We start from the raw sequence: 17493 nt of genomic DNA, 5'->3' as shown, positions 1-17493 counted from the left end.
TTGTCACAACGGATGAATATTTTCTATTATTCATCCGTTTTACTTCTTAGCTATTTTTGTTTAAAAAAATATTAGCTCTTTTGCTCATGCAACCATTGCGCCGCACGTTTGGCAAAGTAAGTCAGGATCCCATCAGCCCCTGCCCGTTTAAAACAGAGTAACGATTCCATAATTGCAGGTTGTTCTTTCAGCCAACCGTTCTGAATAGCAGCCATATGCATCGCATATTCACCGGATACCTGATAAGCAAATGTCGGTACACCGAAAGTATCTTTTACTCTGCGGATCACATCCAGATAAGGCATCCCGGGTTTTACCATCACGCTATCAGCCCCTTCCTGTAGATCCTGTGCAATTTCCTGCAATGCTTCATCACTGTTTGCCGGATCCATCTGATAGGTCATCTTGTTGCCACCTTTCAGATTAGCGCTGGAGCCTATCGCATCACGGAATGGTCCGTAATAGCAGGAAGCATATTTGGCAGAATAAGCCATAATCTGCGTGTTTACATGCCCGTCATTCTCAAGTTGTTCGCGAATCGCCCCGATACGCCCATCCATCATATCGCTTGGTGCAACGATTTCAGCCCCTGCTTCTGCATGAGATAACGCCTGTTTGACCAAAATCTCTTTGGTAATATCGTTGATAACGTAACCATCCTGATCAATAACGCCATCCTGCCCATGCGTTGTAAAAGGATCCAGCGCTACATCGGTCAGTAACCCCAATTCAGGAACCGCATCTTTCAGTGCACGGATAGAGCGTTGAATCAAACCATCCGGATTATAAGCTTCTTTCGCGTCCAGTGATTTTTTATCGGATTCAATAACCGGAAACAGAGACAAAACAGGGATACCCAATCGGGCAATCTCTTCGGCTTCTTTCAGCAGAAGATCGGTTGTCAAACGATATACTCCCGGCATGGAAGGCACTTCCTGACGCTGATTAGTACCTTCCATCACGAACACCGGATAGATTAAGTCATTAACAGTGAGTTGATTTTCAGCGACTAAACGGCGGGAAAAATCATGGCGGCGTACACGGCGCATACGACGGCCAGGAAACGTACCTGGAAATGCATAGCTCATTACTGCTCTCCTAATATAAAACCCAGCAGGATTACACTGGGCTAATTTTGCCATTACGAACTATTGTTTTTAATACTACTAAGCTTAACCCCTTAAGTTTGTAGCAATAATCACGACTATCTGATGGCTGATTATTTTTTCGGGTTACCGTCTGTCTCACGTTCAGAGCCATTTTCAGTTTCATGTAATTTGCGCTTTCCCACATAAAACTGTGACAAAAATACCCCCAGCTCAAACAACAAATACATGGGAACGGCCAACAAAGTTTGCGAAAAAACGTCAGGTGGTGTCAGTAACATCCCTACCACAAATGCTCCGACCAAAATATAAGGACGTTTTCTTTTTAATGACTCAGGAGTCACTACCCCACTCCAGCACAGCAGGATAATCGCTATCGGCACTTCAAATGAAACACCAAATGCCATAAAAAGCGCCATAACGAAACTCAGATAATTACTGATATCCGTCGCAATCATGACTCCAGTGGGAACAGTTTTGGTAAAAAAACCAAACACGAGGGGAAATACCACAAAGTAGGCAAAAATCATCCCCAAGTAGAATAAGACACTACTGGAAAACAGTAATGGCACAATCAAACGCCGTTCATGCTTATACAGTGCCGGCGCAATAAATGCCCATACCTGATATAAGATCATCGGAGCCGAAACAAAAACGGATACCATAATGGTCAATTTGATTGGTGTAAAAAAAGGCGATGCGACATCTGTCGCAATCATATTTGCTCCCACAGGGAGTTGATCCATTAAGGGCGCAGCAATGAGCCGATAAATATCGTTAGAAAAATAAACCAGCGCCAGAAAAACAACCAGCACAGTAATCAGGCTATTCAGAATCCGCTTACGGAGTTCAATCAGGTGACTGATAAGAGGTTGAGTATCGTCCATCGACATGTTTTAGCGTTCACTATTGGATTTTTTATCAGATACAGGAGGATGAAAGTGTGTTTCATCTTCTTCCAGCTCTTTAGCTTCTTCGGGAGTCAGCTGATAAGACTCTTTCAGCGATTCAGCAGCTTCCCTCAGTTTATCCATTGATGCCTGTAATTCTGGAGAGAGAGATTGTAAATCTGCCTTTTCTTCCATTTTTTTCAGGCTGTCCTGAAGCTCCTGTAATTTTAATTCTTTTGTAAGTTCATTCTGGACATTTGTCGCCAGTGAGCGTAATACCCGAATCCAGCCAGCCACTGTTCTGACCGCAACAGGTAAACGCTCAGGCCCCAGAACAATCAGACCAAGCACCAGCACTAATAGCAGTTCACTAAAACCAATGTCAAACACGGTTTATACCTACTCTTTTTCTTTGTTTTTACTCTCTGATTTTTCAGATTGATCAGCCGTAGGCTTATCAGTGAGGTTTTTAGTTTCAAAATCAGCATCATGGCTATTTTTTTCTGCCTGATCTGATTTTTCATCATCACTCATCGCTTTTTTGAAGCCTTTTATCGACTCACCCAAATCTGAACCCAAAGTTCGTAGTTTATTAGTGCCGAACACCAAGACAACAATGGCAGCAATAATAAGCAATTGCCAAATACCTATACCACCCATACTGATCTACCTCATGCTCGTGAGAAACATTAATTCTTTTATTATAATCTACGAACCTTATGTTCGAAAATACCGCAACCATCCCAGAATGTAATCATGTCAAGAAGCCGCTATTTCAGTTTAAACCAGCCCAGTAGCCACGATATTATTCCTGCTCCAATTAACCCTGATGCTAGATGGACTAAATTAGAAATAAAAAACAAACCGCCACAGATAAACAGTGTTGCACCAATCCCGAGTAAGTAAAGGGGTTTCTGCTGATTATGTCGTTGTTGTTTTAACTGCAGTGATATCTGATCAATGCTCGTTTGCAAACGTTTATGTTGTTGCAGTGTGCCATAAACCAATTCAGGAAGTTCCGGCAATTTTTCCGCCCAATAGGGCGCTTTCTCTTTAAACGCTCGCATGATAGCCGGAATACCAACCTGATCATGCAGCCAATCTTCCAGAAATGGTTTTGCTGTTTTCCATAAATCAAGCTGTGGATACAATTGCCGACCCAAGCCTTCAACATACAATAGTGTTTTCTGTAATAAAACGAGCTGTGGTTGCACTGCCATATTAAAACGACGGGCCGTATTGAAAAGATTCAACAACACATGACCAAATGAAATATCTGCCAGTGGTTTTTCAAAAATAGGCTCACATACCGTTCTGATGGCAAACTCAAAATCTTCTACATTAGTGTCTGCCGGAACCCAGCCTGAATCCACATGCAACTCAGCAACTTTACGGTAATCACGATTAAAGAAAGCAATAAAGTTTTCAGCCAGATAGCGCTTATCGTCTTTATTCAGGGAGCCGACAATACCGTAATCAATGCCGATATAAGTAGGGTCTTCCGGGCGTTCATAGCTCACAAAAATATTGCCCGGGTGCATATCGGCATGAAAAAAGCTATCGCGGAATACCTGGGTAAAAAAGATTTGCACACCGCGTTCAGCAAGTAATTTCATATTGGTATTCTGTGCTTCTAATGCAGCAACATCGGAGACAGGAATACCATAGATACGCTCCATCACCAGTACGTTTTCCCGGCAATAATCAGGATAAACCTCTGGCACATAAAGCATCGGACTCTTTTCAAAATTACGCCGTAGTTGAATGGCATTTGCAGCTTCCCGCAACAGGTTCAATTCATCAAGCAAGGTTTTTTCATATTCACGAACCACTTCAAGTGGGCGAAGACGACGGCCATCGGGTAATAAAGGAACCAGATTCGCTAAACGATACATTAAACGGACATCCGCCTTTATCACGGGCAAAATATCGGGGCGGATCACTTTAATGACAATATTTTTTCCGTTCTCTTTCAAACGCGCAGTATGTACCTGAGCAATTGAGGCAGAAGCCAGAGGTTGCTGTTCAAAATCTTCAAACCACGTTTCCAGAGCACCGCCGAATGCGGTTTCGATGGATTTACGCGCAATGGCACCATCAAAGGAAACGACGCGATCCTGCAAGAGAGAAAGTTGATCAGCAATTGCAGGAGAAAAGAGATCACGGCGGGTAGACAGCATCTGGCCAAGCTTAATCCATACTGGCCCAAGCTCCTGTAATGCCAGGCGTAAACGTTCTCCTAATGGTTTATCCTTGTGTCGGTTAGGCAGCCAGAACAGGAAATAACGCCCAAAACGCAATGGCCATGTCAGACGGATCTTTGGGATCAGTTCATCCAATCCATAAGTCAGGAAAACTTTAATGATCAAATAGAGGCGCTTTATTTCACTGGGCGTCATATTTTTTCTCCATCGCTGCCAGACGTTTTTCCATGTCAGACAGTTCATTGGCTACAGCACTAACTTCTTCGCTGAAATAAGCCAATTCCAAAGCGCCAGGTGCCATTTTCCACTCTTCAGTCAGTGATTCACTCAGGTAGTTTTTCTGCCTTGAGACAGTATTACAGGCAAACCGGATACTATTTTTCACTACCCGATTGAACCCTTCTGCCACAATATCGCCAACATAAGGTGAAAGGTAATGAGCCGGATCCCATTCCAGCATATCCAGCAGAGCCGACCACTGCTGAATAACCTGCATATCTCCCTCAATAATAATTTCACCGCTGTTGATTAACGATGAGAGGCATTGGCGATCACGTAATTTAAGCAGGGCTGGTAATGTGGTTTTCATTGAACAATCAGCAGACTCTGACCACTGACTCAAAACATCGACCTGTTTTTCACTGAAAACCAGTATCAGCGGTATTTCAATTTCTTTCAGTTCGATGGAAAGCACTTTGCCCGCTAATCTCATACGGGCTGATTTCAATACCGTTTCTCGATACAGCAGGTGATTCAGCGTTGTTTCCAGAAAGGCAGTTAAAACCGGAAACAGCACCGTAGAATTCACGCTATGGCTTAATGAGGGAGTTTCCATGTCAGAATTTAAACCCTTTATGCAGTGCAACGATTCCACCGGTCATATTGGAATAGGAAACCAGATCAAAACCGGCAGTTTCCATCATACCTTTTAATGTTTCCTGATCAGGATGCATACGAATAGATTCAGTCAGATAACGGTAGCTGTCTGCATCCTTAACAACCGCCTGACCAATTCGTGGCAGAATATGAAACGAATAGGTGTCATAAAGCTTACTCAGAGGTGCCAGTATGGGTTTGGAGAATTCCAGTACCAGTAAACGCCCGCCCGGTTTGAGAACCCGGAACATTGAGCGCAGGGCTTTATCTTTATCTGTGACATTACGCAGGCCAAATGAAATAGTAATGCAGTCAAAATAGTTATCCGGGAATGGCAATTCTTCCGCATTCGCCTGAACATAGCTGACATTACCGACAATACCGTTATCACGCAATTTTTCCCGGCCAACTTTCAGCATGGAATCATTAATATCTGCCAGTACAACTTCGCCTTTCTCTCCAACAAGACGGGAGAATTTCGCTGTCAGATCCCCTGTTCCACCAGCCAGATCGAGAACTTTATGACCACGACGGACGCCACTTGCATCAATAGTGAAACGCTTCCAAATACGATGAATGCCAAATGACATCAAATCATTCATCAAATCATATTTTGCTGCAACGGAGTGGAATACTTCCGCCACCATATCTTTTTTTTCGTCTTTAGCTACGGTACGGAAACCAAAATGTGTGGTTTCTTTAGATTGATCTGGCATTTTCTTTGTCCGCTTTTCATTCAAAAAATTATAGCAAGTTTACCAGCCTTTCCGATAAAACCCTATCCGGAAAAATCTATTGGGTATGTTCATTGACCGGTAACGATTGGACAGATTTATACATTTCGTCTTTCAAGTTGCCTCTTTGTTGGCTACGCTCACTCACCCCAGTCACCGTTTTTATAAACATAAGGTTATCTATGCTCCCGGGGATGAGTTCCCTTGCCGCCGCGACGCATCTTGAAATCCATTGTGTATATCAATAATCTGTGAATCAATAGGGCGTTTGATATCCACTCCTAAATCGCGAAAACCTTCTGCCTGGCTAATGAGATTCCCCTTTCCTTCCGCCAGTTTTTTCATCGCAAGATGATAACTTGCCTGTGCTTTACTGAGGCTTTGCCCTAACCCCTGCATGTCATCCACGAATAAGCGCATTTTGTCATACATTCTGGCCGCTTTGTCGGCAATCAAACGTGCATTCTGGCTTTGATATTCATAGCGCCAGAGATTATTGATCGTGCGCACAGCCACTAATAGTGTTGACGGGCTGACCAGCATAATATTATGTTTCAGCGCTTCATCGAGTATTTCTGGAGCCTGATTGAGCGCAACCAGATAAGCAGCCTCAACCGGGATAAACATCAGGACATAATCCAACGAACGTAATCCCGGTAACTGCTGGTAATTTTTACGCCCTAGCCCCCGAATATGCCCTCTTATAGAGTTAATATGTTCCTGTAATGCCTGAACCTGCTCTGTTTCATCATCGCTATTGAAATAGCGCTCATAGGCGAGCAGTGACATTTTGGCATCAATAATGACATCTTTTCTTTGCGGTAGATGCACAATAATGTCAGGTTGAAAGCGTTCGCTGTTGTCAGTTTTAATATTGACCTGTGTATGAAACTCATGCCCTTCACGTAAACCTGATGCTTCGAGAACCTTTGTCAGTATCATCTCACCCCAGTTACCCTGTATTTTATTATCTCCTTTCAGGGCTTTGGTCAGATTGATCGCTTCTTTTGCCATTTGAGCATTAAGCTGCTGAAGGTTACGGATTTCATGAGCTAACGTATGGCGTTCACGAGCCTCCTGCCCAAAGCTATCCTGCACCTGACGACGAAACCCTTCCAGCTGTTCACGAAAAGGCATTAACAGATCATTGAGACTTTGGCGGCTATATTCATCTGTACGGCGGCGGTTTTGTTCAAAAATACGATTGGCGAGATTTTCAAATTGGGCATTCAGGCGCTGTTCACTATTGATCAAAAGGCGCTGTTTTTCTTCAGCTGCCAGCTTGCTCTCTTCAAGACGGGTACTCAATTCACGTAATTCAGCTTCCTGTATGCTGTTGATTTCACGCTGAGCAAGCAGCTCCTGATTGAGTTGTTCACACTCCGTACGCCAGTAATGAGACTGTTCCAGCCTTTCATTGCTGACAGCAAGCTGGCCGTGTAATTCACGCAACTCCCTTTCTTTGTATTGAATACGCTGGTGAACAGAAAACCAAACAAAGATCCCCCCGCACAATAATCCACTTAAACCACCAATTAACACATATAACCAATGGATATCCATCTATACACCCCACTCACATTACGCCAGCGTCTGTGCTCAATGACTGACCTTAATGTAAGTTAAATAGAGGCTGTATAGATGTCCAGATTGTTTACAGGATTTATTTCAGTTTGCAAAGCGGCTCGCAATTACCCCATCCACTCTGCAAGCCAGCGTATACCGAAAGCACCCGGCGCTAAAATACCGAATGCCCAAATCAGTGCAGAAGCAAAGTTAGCCAGTTGAAAATGACGTTGTGGCATCGCGCAAATCCCTGCGACCAAAGGAACTGCGGCTCTTAAAGGGCCAAAAAAACGACCAATAAAAATCCCCCATATTCCCCAACGTTCAAAAAATTGATGCCCGCGTACTAAGGTTTGTGGATGACGTGAAAGAGGCCACATCTGGCCGACATTTTCTTTGTAATGATAGCCAAACAGATAAGAAACCCAGTCACCAAAGAATGCGCCTACTGCTGCTGCAATCCATATTGGCCAGAAATTTAACCCGCTTTCACCAATCAACGCTCCTAACCCTAGCAGAATGATCGTGGCTGGCAATAACAAAGATATAAATGCTAAGGATTCCCCAAAAGCGAGCAGAAAAATAATGGGGATTGCCCATGCTTCATGATTTTTTACAAAATTAGTAATTACTTCAACGACTTCATGCAAGCTCACATTCATCTTTCCTGTGTTAATCTTTACTGAGCTTCAGGTTAGCAGCAAATCAATAAACTGGTGCTAACCTTGCTTTTCTTTACGCTAACAAAGTGTATTTACTCGAGAAAACTTTTATTCAAGAAAATAGTTCTGCAATTTTTCCCGAGCAGCCATATCAAGCCCAACGTCTTTCTCCAACCAGATATCTACACTGCCATAATGCTGATTGATACTGTTCAGAGCCGTCATTAAAAATTCTTCCCTGACCGAAAATACATAAGACATTTTTTCAACCAAACTATCACTCATACTTTGTGCATATTTATTCAATAAATATTCCCGAAATGGTGTCAGAGTAATATTAGTTACCAGATAGTCTTCCATTACGGTATCCAGATCCGCCCCCAGAGCAAACAATACCAAAGCAGAACCGATTCCTGTTCTATCTTTACCAACAGCACAATGTTGTACAATTCCACCTTTTTCCGGCTGTAATAATAAACTGGCTAATGTCTTATAAGCCGGGTTATTAATTGGTAGCAATTGATATAACCGCAACATAAAATCTTTAGCGTCAAACTGTTCCAGCGCCTCATGACTTAGCTTGTCGAAATTAGCATCAACCTCTTTGGAAAGCGGGTTAGCCGGAGCATGATGATAGCTCGCACCACTCCATACCTGATCTGGCCTATCTATAATTTCACTGCTATCACGATAGTCGATGATCTGGAAAAGGTTCTGTTCAGCCAAGAAAATCTGATCGTTATCAGTCAGCATATCCAGAGAGCCTGAACGAAATAACAGACCTGATTTGATCTTAGAACCGTTACTTAGTGTTCTGTTACCTAAATCGCGGAAGTTAATACCGCCATTTAAGGGGAGTAATGAAGGATGAGATATAACTGTTGTGGTTGTGGTCATAATCACTCTTTTTTATTGAAATTAATGCACGATTGAGACAGTTTGTGGCTGAGACAAATCATCTTTAATACAAAATGTTATGACATTATCAGATTTCAGAATGAAAGGAAGTAAAGAAAACGGAAAATTCAGGTGATCGGGCCAGAGAATTCCGGCCCATAATTTCAACAATTACAACAAACGGCGAGCCGCATCAACAACAATGCTTAAGGCATTGCTTTCTGTTTTCTTCAACAATTCAACATCGGGAATTTCCTGCTGGGTACGGTTAACGATCACACCAGCCACCATTCCGGCACGCAATCCCTGGCTTGCACACATTGTTAATAGAGTTGCTGATTCCATTTCAAAGTTCATGACGCCCATTTCCTGCCACTCTTTCATTGAACCCTGAAAACGACGAACAACGCGGCCAGAATAGGTATCGTAACGTTCCTGTCCCGGATAGAAAGTATCGGAAGAAGCTGTCACACCAACATGCGTTGTAGTACCTGATGCTTTCGCGGCAGCGTACAGTGCATTAGTACACTCAAAATCAGCCACTGCCGGAAACTCCATTGGAGCAAAATGCAGGCTGGCACCATCTAAACGAACAGCCGCAGTGGTTACCAGCACATCACCGACGTTAATATTTTCCTGAATTGCGCCGGTTGTACCAATACGCAAGAATGTACGCACACCTAGTTGAGCCAGCTCTTCTACCGCTATTGACGTTGATGGGCCACCAATACCCGTCGAACAAACAACAACGGATTTACCGTCAATTTCAGCACGCCATGTTGTAAATTCACGATGGGAAGCCAGATGAACCGGGTTATCCATCAATCTTGCAATCTTCTCAACACGATCAGGATCGCCTGGAACAATAGCCAGGGTTGCACCCTGTAAGTCATTTTTGGTGATACCTAAGTGAAATACATCAGACATATTGGCCCCTCAACGGAAATAATTCAAAATCCAAATAAAATGGAGATACCTAAATCTAGTAAATACTCTGACACTTTTTAATGATTAAAGTCACATTTAATTGAATTTAAAAAGAAACGCATACATTAAATTGTGATTAAAGTCACAATTTAATGTATATAGGTAACACTGTGAGTATAAAGCTGAAATAGAAACAATATTCGAAGAGTAGTCACAAAAAGCGCCCTTTTTGAGCACCATTGGAACACTTACATGATGAAATTAAGGAGTAATATTCCACACAACCCGATTCCCCACGCAATGGTGGTCGGAATGGACCAAATGATTATCTGTTTTTTCACATCCTTTATCCCCATCATCCTATTTACGACCCAGAAAAAACAGTCATTAAAATAGCTGAAAAACAGTGTTCCCACCATTGCAGCCTGAGCGGCGACCAGCATATTAATATCTGGTATCTGTTTGATAACCGGTGCAGAAATAGAGGCTGCGGTTATCATAGCGACAGTACCTGAACCCTGAATAATACGAATTAACGTGGCGATGATAAAAGGGATCAGAACAGGCGTGATCGGCAGACTGGCAACATATTGCGCCACGATTGTCCCGGTTGAACCCTCATTTAACACAGCGCCTAGGGCTCCTCCGGCTCCCGATACTAATAAAATGATCCCTACCGTCTGCAAACCAGTTTCTAAGTGTTCTATTACCTCATGTTTGCTGACATTTGGCATAAGTTTATAAATCGCCAGTAACACACTTATCGCCAGAGCAATAATCGGTGATCCAAGGAAATTAAAAACCTGAAAATAAAGATCATCATCCTTCCCTGCAAATAGTGCTGTCTTTAACAACAGTCCATTGATAACGCTGGTAAAAATAAGAACGATAGGTACAACGATAGGTAAAAGAGAAATGAAGAGGTCCGGTAAAGGCTTACTGGCTTTTTCTTCCATATATTGCTGATGAATTTCTTGCAGATTTCCTTCTGCCTCCACAAGCAGGTATTCAGGGTATTTAGTCTCCAGCCATTTAGCATAACAGGTGATGCCAATAACACACGGGATTGCCAGTATCATCCCCACCAGCATAACCTTGCCGACACTTACCCCAAATATTCCGGCCACACCAAGCGGCCCCGGCGTTGGCGGAACAATATGGTGAGTCACCACTAATCCACCGGCCAGTGCTACACCCAACGTTAATACATTCCGTTTACCTTTCTTCGCTAACGCTTTTACCAGCGGATAAAGGATGATAAAAGCCGAATTAACAAATATAGGAATACTAACAATATAGCCGGTAATTGCGAGTGCCCACTCTTCGCGCCTTTTACCCAGCCATTTAATCAGACTATAGGCGATTTTCTCCGTTGCACCAGAAGCTTCCAATATCCGCCCCATCATGCTTCCCAGCCCAATCACGATACCAATGTTACCTAATGTCGTACCAAACCCTTTAGCAATAACATCAACAACATGGCCCATACTCAGGCCACCCGATATTCCTGCAATAACTGCAGCAATTAACATAGCAACAAGCACATGAATACGAGTACGTAAAACCAGAAAAATCAGCGAAAATACCGCCACTCCCAATCCAATAACTGGAATGTAAAAATCAACCATAAAACCCCGTTTCAATCTGTATTATTGGCGAGAAAGGTGCATGGTATGCTGGACAAAGCACTTGTTACAAGTTGCGTTGAAGTGGGCTTATTAGAAATTGATGTCTTGGTATAGGTTAACAAAGGGATATTTAGATAGTTTGAGAAAAAGAAGGGCGCTTCTTTTGAGCGCCATCACGATAACCTACATGATAAGATTAAGAAGTAATATACCACACAGCCCGATCCCCCATGCAATGGTGGTAGGAATTGACCAGACAATCATCTGTTGTTTTGCATCTTTAATACCCATCATCCGGTTAACCATCCAGAACAGGCTGTCATTGAAGTAACCGAAGAATAATGACCCCATTGTCGCAGCTAAGGCAGCAACTAACATATTAATATCAGGAAGCTGGCTAATTATAGGTGCTGAAATAGAGGCTGCTGTAATCATTGCTACCGTGCCAGATCCCTGAACCAAACGCATTAGTGTTGAAATAATGAATGGGATCAGAATTGGAGTGATAGGTAAGTTAGCAATATAAGATGCCAACACTATCCCCGTTCTACTTTCATGTAATACAGCCCCCAGAGATCCACCGACCCCAGTCACAAGAAGAATCATACCGGCCATTTTTAAACCATTTTCCAAATGCTCGGTTACTTCATCTTTGCTAACTTTAGGTATCAGAGTATAACTTGCTAATAATACACTAATTGCCAGAGCAATGATTGGCTCTCCTAGAAAATCAAAAACCTGAAGATATAAATATAATTCTCGATCAGAAACTGAACCACCACCAAAAATTAATGAATTAATAGCTTTAATGAAAATTAATAAAAGCGGAAAAATAATAGGGAAAATTGAATTAGATAAACTTGGTAATGATTTATTTATTTTATTTTCTATATAACTTTTGTGAATTTCTCTCAAATCTTGTAGATTTCTTTCTTCATCTAATAAATTAGATTCAGGATATTTAGTTGCCAACCATTTAGCATAAAAAGTAATCCCAATAACACATGGAAGAGATAATGCCATACCTATCAGCATCATTGCACCTATATCCACACCGAAAATACCAGCAACACCAAGAGGTCCCGGTGTAGGAGGAACAACATGATGAGTTACCACTAATCCTCCAGCCAACGCGACTCCCATCGTCAATATGTTCCTCTTTCCTTTCTTTGCCAAAGCATTTGCTAAAGGATAGAGAATGACAAAAGCTGAGTTGACAAATATAGGTATACTGACAATATAACCTGTGATTGCCAGTGCCCACTCTTCACGTTTTTTCCCCAACACATTTATCAAACTATAGGCAATTTTTTCCATCGCCCCAGAAACCTCTAATATCTTACCTATCATTATGCCCAACCCAATTACAATACCTGTACTACCTAAAGTTGAACCGAATCCTTTACCAATCACAGCAACAATGCTGGTTATAGTTAACCCACCTGTAATTCCTGCAATTATTGCGGAAATTAACATCGCAATTAATACATGAATGCGGGTGCGTAAGACTAAAAAAACCAAAGTGAAGACAGATACTCCCAATCCAATTACTGGAACATAAGTTGACACAATAAAACCTCATCCTGAAACATACGCGAAGGAAAAAATTATTATTAAACAATCTGTCAGTATAAATTTCAATCATCAAAAAAAACTCATATTAAATCATCCCTAACATACTAATTATTTTATCTAAAATAGTAATTAACCATTATCAACCTGTAACTAACTGGATAACCATAAATATATATCAGAATAAATTTAACCCAACATTATAAATAAAACATCAAGGTGTAAAAACTAACGTTATGTGAACTAATCAATATAACGTACAATTATATATTCAAATTAAAACAATACTCTAATAATTTATTTTTTATATTGTCTATACATTGACAATGTGTAACTCTACATTTAATTCATGTAATTGCTGCTGTATCAGCAATGGTAACTTTTCATCACATATAATGTCATTCAAACTAGAAAGTGAGCAAACACGAAACATACCATACTTACCATATTTGCTACTATCTGAGATCAATATGTTTCTACGTGAAATTTCCAATAACGTCTGTTTTACAAAAACTTTTTCCTCGTGAGGAGTAGAAACACCATGTTCAAGATCCCATGAGCTAGTACTAATAAATGCAATATCTATATTCAAATTACGCAATACCATCGCAGCACTATTACCAACACAAGAATAATTACGTTTATCGACTAATCCTCCAGTATGAAAGAGATTTAACTGCGGCTTATCCATCAAAGACTGTGTAATAGAAAAATCATTCGTGACAATAGTCAAATTGAAACGCTTTGCTAGTATTTGAGCAATTTCAAATGTTGTCGTTCCAGCATCCAAATAAACTACCTGCCCATCTTTCACCAATGACGCTGCGTATTTACCAAGAACTCTCTTACTTCTATGATTGATTAATACCTTTTCACTCCAAGGTAACTCTTGGCGTATAGCATCATTTAACTGAATTCCTCCCGTAACGCTAATAACTTTTCCTTCTTCTTCCAAAACGCGGATGTCACGCCTCACTGTCATATGTGAAACATTCAGTAATTCAACTAAATTACTGATTAAAACCTCCTGATGTTCATGTAAATGACGATAAATAAAATCTCTGCGCTCTGTAGGGTTCATTAGCTCTCCTGCTACATTTACTATATAATCACGATTGAGCTTTTGCTAACCATCCAAGCCCTGCTTCTGTACTACTTGCCGGATAATACTCACATCCAACCCACCCTTGATAACCCATTTCATCTAGTTTTTTGAACAACCAGAAATAATTAATTTCACCAATATCTGGTTCATTGCGACCCGGGACTGAAGCAATCTGAATATGATTAAACTTCCCCCACATACGCTCTATAGTTTGCAATAAATTACCTTCCATAATCTGACAATGATAGAGATCTAGCTGAATAAAAACATTTTTACGATTAATGTCTTTCAACAATGACTCAGCCTGTCTCTGTCCAGTGAGAAAATAATCTGGAATATCAAAAATATTAATTGGTTCAATTAGTATTTTTATATCAAATTTAGCTATAATATCCGCTGCATACTGGATGTTAGCAATAAAACATTCCTTCTGCTGCTCTAGTGTAAATCTTTCGTCTAATTTCCCAGACATGACATGAAGTTGTTTACACTCTAATGACAAAGCATACTCCAAAGCCTTATGCACTCCATCGGCAAACTCTGTTTCGCGTCCAGGTAAACAAGCAATACCTCTCTCACCACTGTCCCAATTTCCCGCAGGCATATTGAACAATACTTGTGTAAGTTGGTATTCTTGTAATAATGCAGTAAGCCTTTCAACTGATTCAGAATAAGGAAACAAATATTCTACACCTTTAAAACCTGTTCCTGATGCTCGGGCAAAGCGCTCAATAAAAGGAACTTCGTTAAACATCATGCTCAGGTTAGAAGAAAATTTGCACACAATTAATCCCTGTCATATTTAGCGTAAAAAAATCCAACTATCGTAACTATATTTAATCCCCAGATAGACGCTCAAATACACGTGAGTACTCACAATAAGCCATATTTCGACTTAATATTCATCGATGCTACCTTATATTTTTCGACTCACTGATATTGTTGGTCACTTTTCTTAATTAATGAAATATCTTCTGAGAATGATAAAAAAAGTCAACCTCACCAAAATTGCCTGATTTTAATGCTAACCAACAATCACTGTGCAAGTCATATACCCAAGGAACTCCAAGGGCAATAACCGCACCAACTTCTACCTGACGAATACCTAAACTTTGCACAACTCTGCCAGAAGTTTCTCCTCCTGTGAGGATAAAAGTATTGAAACCTCTCTTCCTCAACTCATTAGCAATTTGAGCAAAAATTTGTTCAATTATTTTACTGAGTTGCAAAAACCTATGCTTCTCCTGAATCAGTTTTAATACTCCAGGTGGCTGAGTGCTATACAACATAGGTGCCAAACCTTTTATTGGCTGCTGAATAACCCAGTCAACTAAAAGATGAACATAATCAGAATTATTAATGCATTCATCGATATCTAGTGCCATTGTTGGTGCTTCTTTTTGGTACTTGGTGACTTGTTGATATGTCATCGTAGAACAACTTCCTGAAAGAATGACTGCCTTTTTATTTCGGATAGATGGGAGCGTTTTCATTGACGAGGTTTTTTTTGGACTATGTCCAGTGTAATAACGAGCAATTGCTCCCCCTAATCCTGAACCACCAGTAACAAATGCCATATCAGGAATAGCTTTTGCTATGAGTAGTAAATCATCCATAAGCAAAGTATCTACCACAGCGTAACGGGCACCTTTACAACGCAATTTATGCAAATGCTCCCGAATAGATAACTCGCCTTGGCGTACACAATTAATATCAACTAATCCTGCGAAACCTTTTGATTGCTGTTCTATCAATCGCAGCAGATTAGAATCTTTCATCGGATTGATTGGGTGATATTGCATGTCACTTTCATTTAATAGTTGTCCATTAACGAATAAATATCCATGGACTACTGTCCGCCCATTAATAGGAAGCGCGGGGCAAATCAAACAAAGATCTATTTGAAGTTCATCCATCAAAACATCTATAACCGGACCGATATTTCCTTCCTTTGTGGAATCAAAAGTAGAGCAATATTTGAAAAAAAATCTTGAACAACAGGCTATTTTCCGAAGCCATTCGCAAGCTTTAAGAGATTGCTCAAGAGCCTCCTCAACAGGACATGAACGAATTTTTAAGCTAATAACAATTGCATCTACATCATGTGGGATAAATGTGCGGTTATCAGGAATACTAAATAATAAAACAACCCGCCAGCCATTTTGAACCATAAAGCTGGCGATATCAGTTGCTCCTGTAAAGTCATCAGCAATAACACCCAACTTAATGGTCATCACTTTTCTCTGGTAAAGTTATACCTTTAAATGTCTTAATAACGGCACTATCATCCCACTGACCAAACCCTTCATTACTGGCCGCCAGAAACATCTGATGTGCAGTTGCAGCCATTGGCAACGGAAATTTCATCGTCTCCGCAGCTTCAAGTACAATTCCCAAATCCTTAACAAAAATATCCACAGAAGATTTAGGCGTATAATCTCCGGCCAAAATATGAGGAGCTCGATTTTCAAACATCCATGAGTTACCTGCCGCATGGGTTACTATTTCATACATCAAATCTAATGAAATACCTGCTTTAGCGGCAAAAGCTATGCTCTCCGCTGTAACCGCAATATGTACCCCAGCCAATAATTGATGGACCATTTTAATCATTGAACTCTGGCCAATTTTGTTACCAACGTAATATAAACGCTCTGAGATAACATCAAAAATCGGTTTTATGTGTTCAAACAACTCAGAAGAACCAGAGGCCATAATAGTTAATTTCCCCTGTTCAGCTTTAAGTGCACCTCCTGAAATTGGGGCATCAAGCATATTGATATAATACTCCTGTAAACGAATAGCAAAATTTTGCGCCTGCTCAGCAGAAATAGTGCTATGTATAACAATACAAGTACCAGCCTTAAGCTGCTTGACTAATGGGTATTCTCCACCAAATAGGATATTTTCGATTTGTGTACTATTAACCACAACAAATAAGAGAACATCAAACTCTGATGCCCACTTTGCTGGACTATTAGCTACACCTATTGCTCCTTTTTGTTTTAATTGCTCGCAGGCTTTATCATTTATATCAAAGCAATAGGTTGAAATACCTGCTTTTATTAAAGACTGGGCGATCCCCATTCCCATCGCCCCCAGCCCTATAACCCCTATTTTTTGTATTAAATTATTCATGAGGTTCCCTGGTGTTTTTTGACTCTTTATTACTTCTCTGATCTTCACATAGATAATTTCACAAAAAAACGATGGTTATCACACTCAAGGTTTATCACCAACAACAAAATTTATTTATAATCAATTGAATTTAAACAATTTTTAAATATTTGGATAAAAAAACATTTCACATATTCATGTGATTAACA

The 17493-nt window shown here is 40.7% G+C and carries 17 protein-coding genes; all 17 read right to left on the bottom strand.

The window, feature by feature from the left end; translation table 11 throughout:
- Nucleotides 1-71 precede the first annotated feature (71 nt).
- Complete coding sequence (hemB, locus tag AACX38_RS03250; RefSeq protein ID WP_099122204.1) at nucleotides 72-1088, bottom strand: porphobilinogen synthase; 1017 nt, start codon at nucleotides 1086-1088, stop codon at nucleotides 72-74.
- Nucleotides 1089-1219: 131 nt separating this feature from the next.
- Nucleotides 1220-1999, bottom strand: coding sequence for a Sec-independent protein translocase subunit TatC (gene tatC / locus AACX38_RS03245; protein WP_228863529.1), 780 nt, complete (start codon nucleotides 1997-1999; stop codon nucleotides 1220-1222).
- A gap of 3 nt (nucleotides 2000-2002) precedes the next feature.
- Entirely contained in the window at nucleotides 2003-2386 is a 384-nt protein-coding gene (tatB, locus tag AACX38_RS03240; protein ID WP_228863528.1) for a Sec-independent protein translocase protein TatB, read from the bottom strand.
- Nucleotides 2387-2395: 9 nt separating this feature from the next.
- Entirely contained in the window at nucleotides 2396-2656 is a 261-nt protein-coding gene (gene tatA, locus AACX38_RS03235; protein ID WP_228863527.1) for a twin-arginine translocase TatA/TatE family subunit, read from the bottom strand.
- 110 nt (nucleotides 2657-2766) lie between these two features.
- Nucleotides 2767-4395, bottom strand: coding sequence for a ubiquinone biosynthesis regulatory protein kinase UbiB (gene ubiB, locus AACX38_RS03230; protein ID WP_228863526.1), 1629 nt, complete (start codon nucleotides 4393-4395; stop codon nucleotides 2767-2769).
- Nucleotides 4382-5035 (bottom strand): ubiquinone biosynthesis protein UbiJ, encoded by a 654-nt coding sequence (ubiJ, locus tag AACX38_RS03225; protein WP_099122199.1) that lies wholly within the window; start codon nucleotides 5033-5035, stop codon nucleotides 4382-4384. The genes ubiB and ubiJ overlap by 14 nt, the downstream gene beginning before the upstream one ends.
- A 1-nt stretch (nucleotide 5036) precedes the next feature.
- Complete coding sequence (gene ubiE / locus AACX38_RS03220; RefSeq protein ID WP_228863525.1) at nucleotides 5037-5792, bottom strand: bifunctional demethylmenaquinone methyltransferase/2-methoxy-6-polyprenyl-1,4-benzoquinol methylase UbiE; 756 nt, start codon at nucleotides 5790-5792, stop codon at nucleotides 5037-5039.
- 198 nt (nucleotides 5793-5990) lie between these two features.
- Complete coding sequence (gene rmuC, locus AACX38_RS03215) at nucleotides 5991-7373, bottom strand: DNA recombination protein RmuC (protein WP_228863524.1); 1383 nt, start codon at nucleotides 7371-7373, stop codon at nucleotides 5991-5993.
- Nucleotides 7374-7501: 128 nt separating this feature from the next.
- The gene (locus AACX38_RS03210; protein WP_255712006.1) at nucleotides 7502-8038 is read right to left on the bottom strand and encodes a DedA family protein; all 537 of its coding nucleotides are present in this window, start codon (nucleotides 8036-8038) and stop codon (nucleotides 7502-7504) included.
- Between the two features lie 108 nt (nucleotides 8039-8146).
- Nucleotides 8147-8935, bottom strand: a complete 789-nt coding sequence (locus AACX38_RS03205; protein ID WP_228863523.1) for a tyrosine-protein phosphatase — start codon at nucleotides 8933-8935, stop codon at nucleotides 8147-8149.
- 171 nt (nucleotides 8936-9106) lie between these two features.
- On the bottom strand, nucleotides 9107-9862 hold the full coding sequence (gene udp / locus AACX38_RS03200; RefSeq protein WP_099122196.1) for a uridine phosphorylase: 756 nt from the start codon (nucleotides 9860-9862) through the stop codon (nucleotides 9107-9109).
- A 248-nt stretch (nucleotides 9863-10110) separates the two neighbouring features.
- On the bottom strand, nucleotides 10111-11490 hold the full coding sequence (locus AACX38_RS03195) for a GntP family permease (protein WP_228863522.1): 1380 nt from the start codon (nucleotides 11488-11490) through the stop codon (nucleotides 10111-10113).
- Between the two features lie 183 nt (nucleotides 11491-11673).
- Entirely contained in the window at nucleotides 11674-13062 is a 1389-nt protein-coding gene (locus AACX38_RS03190; protein WP_370630601.1) for a GntP family permease, read from the bottom strand.
- Nucleotides 13063-13375: 313 nt separating this feature from the next.
- Nucleotides 13376-14143: a DeoR/GlpR family DNA-binding transcription regulator gene (locus AACX38_RS03185; RefSeq protein WP_228863520.1), complete on the bottom strand. Its 768-nt coding sequence runs from the start codon at nucleotides 14141-14143 to the stop codon at nucleotides 13376-13378.
- A gap of 28 nt (nucleotides 14144-14171) precedes the next feature.
- Nucleotides 14172-14951 carry a 2-oxo-tetronate isomerase gene (otnI, locus tag AACX38_RS03180; protein ID WP_228863519.1) on the bottom strand — a complete coding sequence of 260 codons (780 nt, stop codon included), beginning with the start codon at nucleotides 14949-14951 and terminating at the stop codon, nucleotides 14172-14174.
- A gap of 175 nt (nucleotides 14952-15126) precedes the next feature.
- Nucleotides 15127-16401, bottom strand: a complete 1275-nt coding sequence (otnK, locus tag AACX38_RS03175) for a 3-oxo-tetronate kinase (RefSeq protein WP_228863518.1) — start codon at nucleotides 16399-16401, stop codon at nucleotides 15127-15129.
- Nucleotides 16391-17305 (bottom strand): L-threonate dehydrogenase, encoded by a 915-nt coding sequence (ltnD, locus tag AACX38_RS03170; protein ID WP_228863517.1) that lies wholly within the window; start codon nucleotides 17303-17305, stop codon nucleotides 16391-16393. Before ltnD ends, otnK begins: the two co-directional genes overlap by 11 nt.
- Nucleotides 17306-17493 lie beyond the last annotated feature (188 nt).

The sequence above is a fragment of the Xenorhabdus sp. PB30.3 genome, assembly GCF_963895965.1.
In the GTDB taxonomy this organism is placed as follows: domain Bacteria; phylum Pseudomonadota; class Gammaproteobacteria; order Enterobacterales; family Enterobacteriaceae; genus Xenorhabdus; species Xenorhabdus stockiae.
Note: the sequence above shows the minus strand (reverse complement) of the source record. Positions and strands in the feature narration are given on the sequence as shown.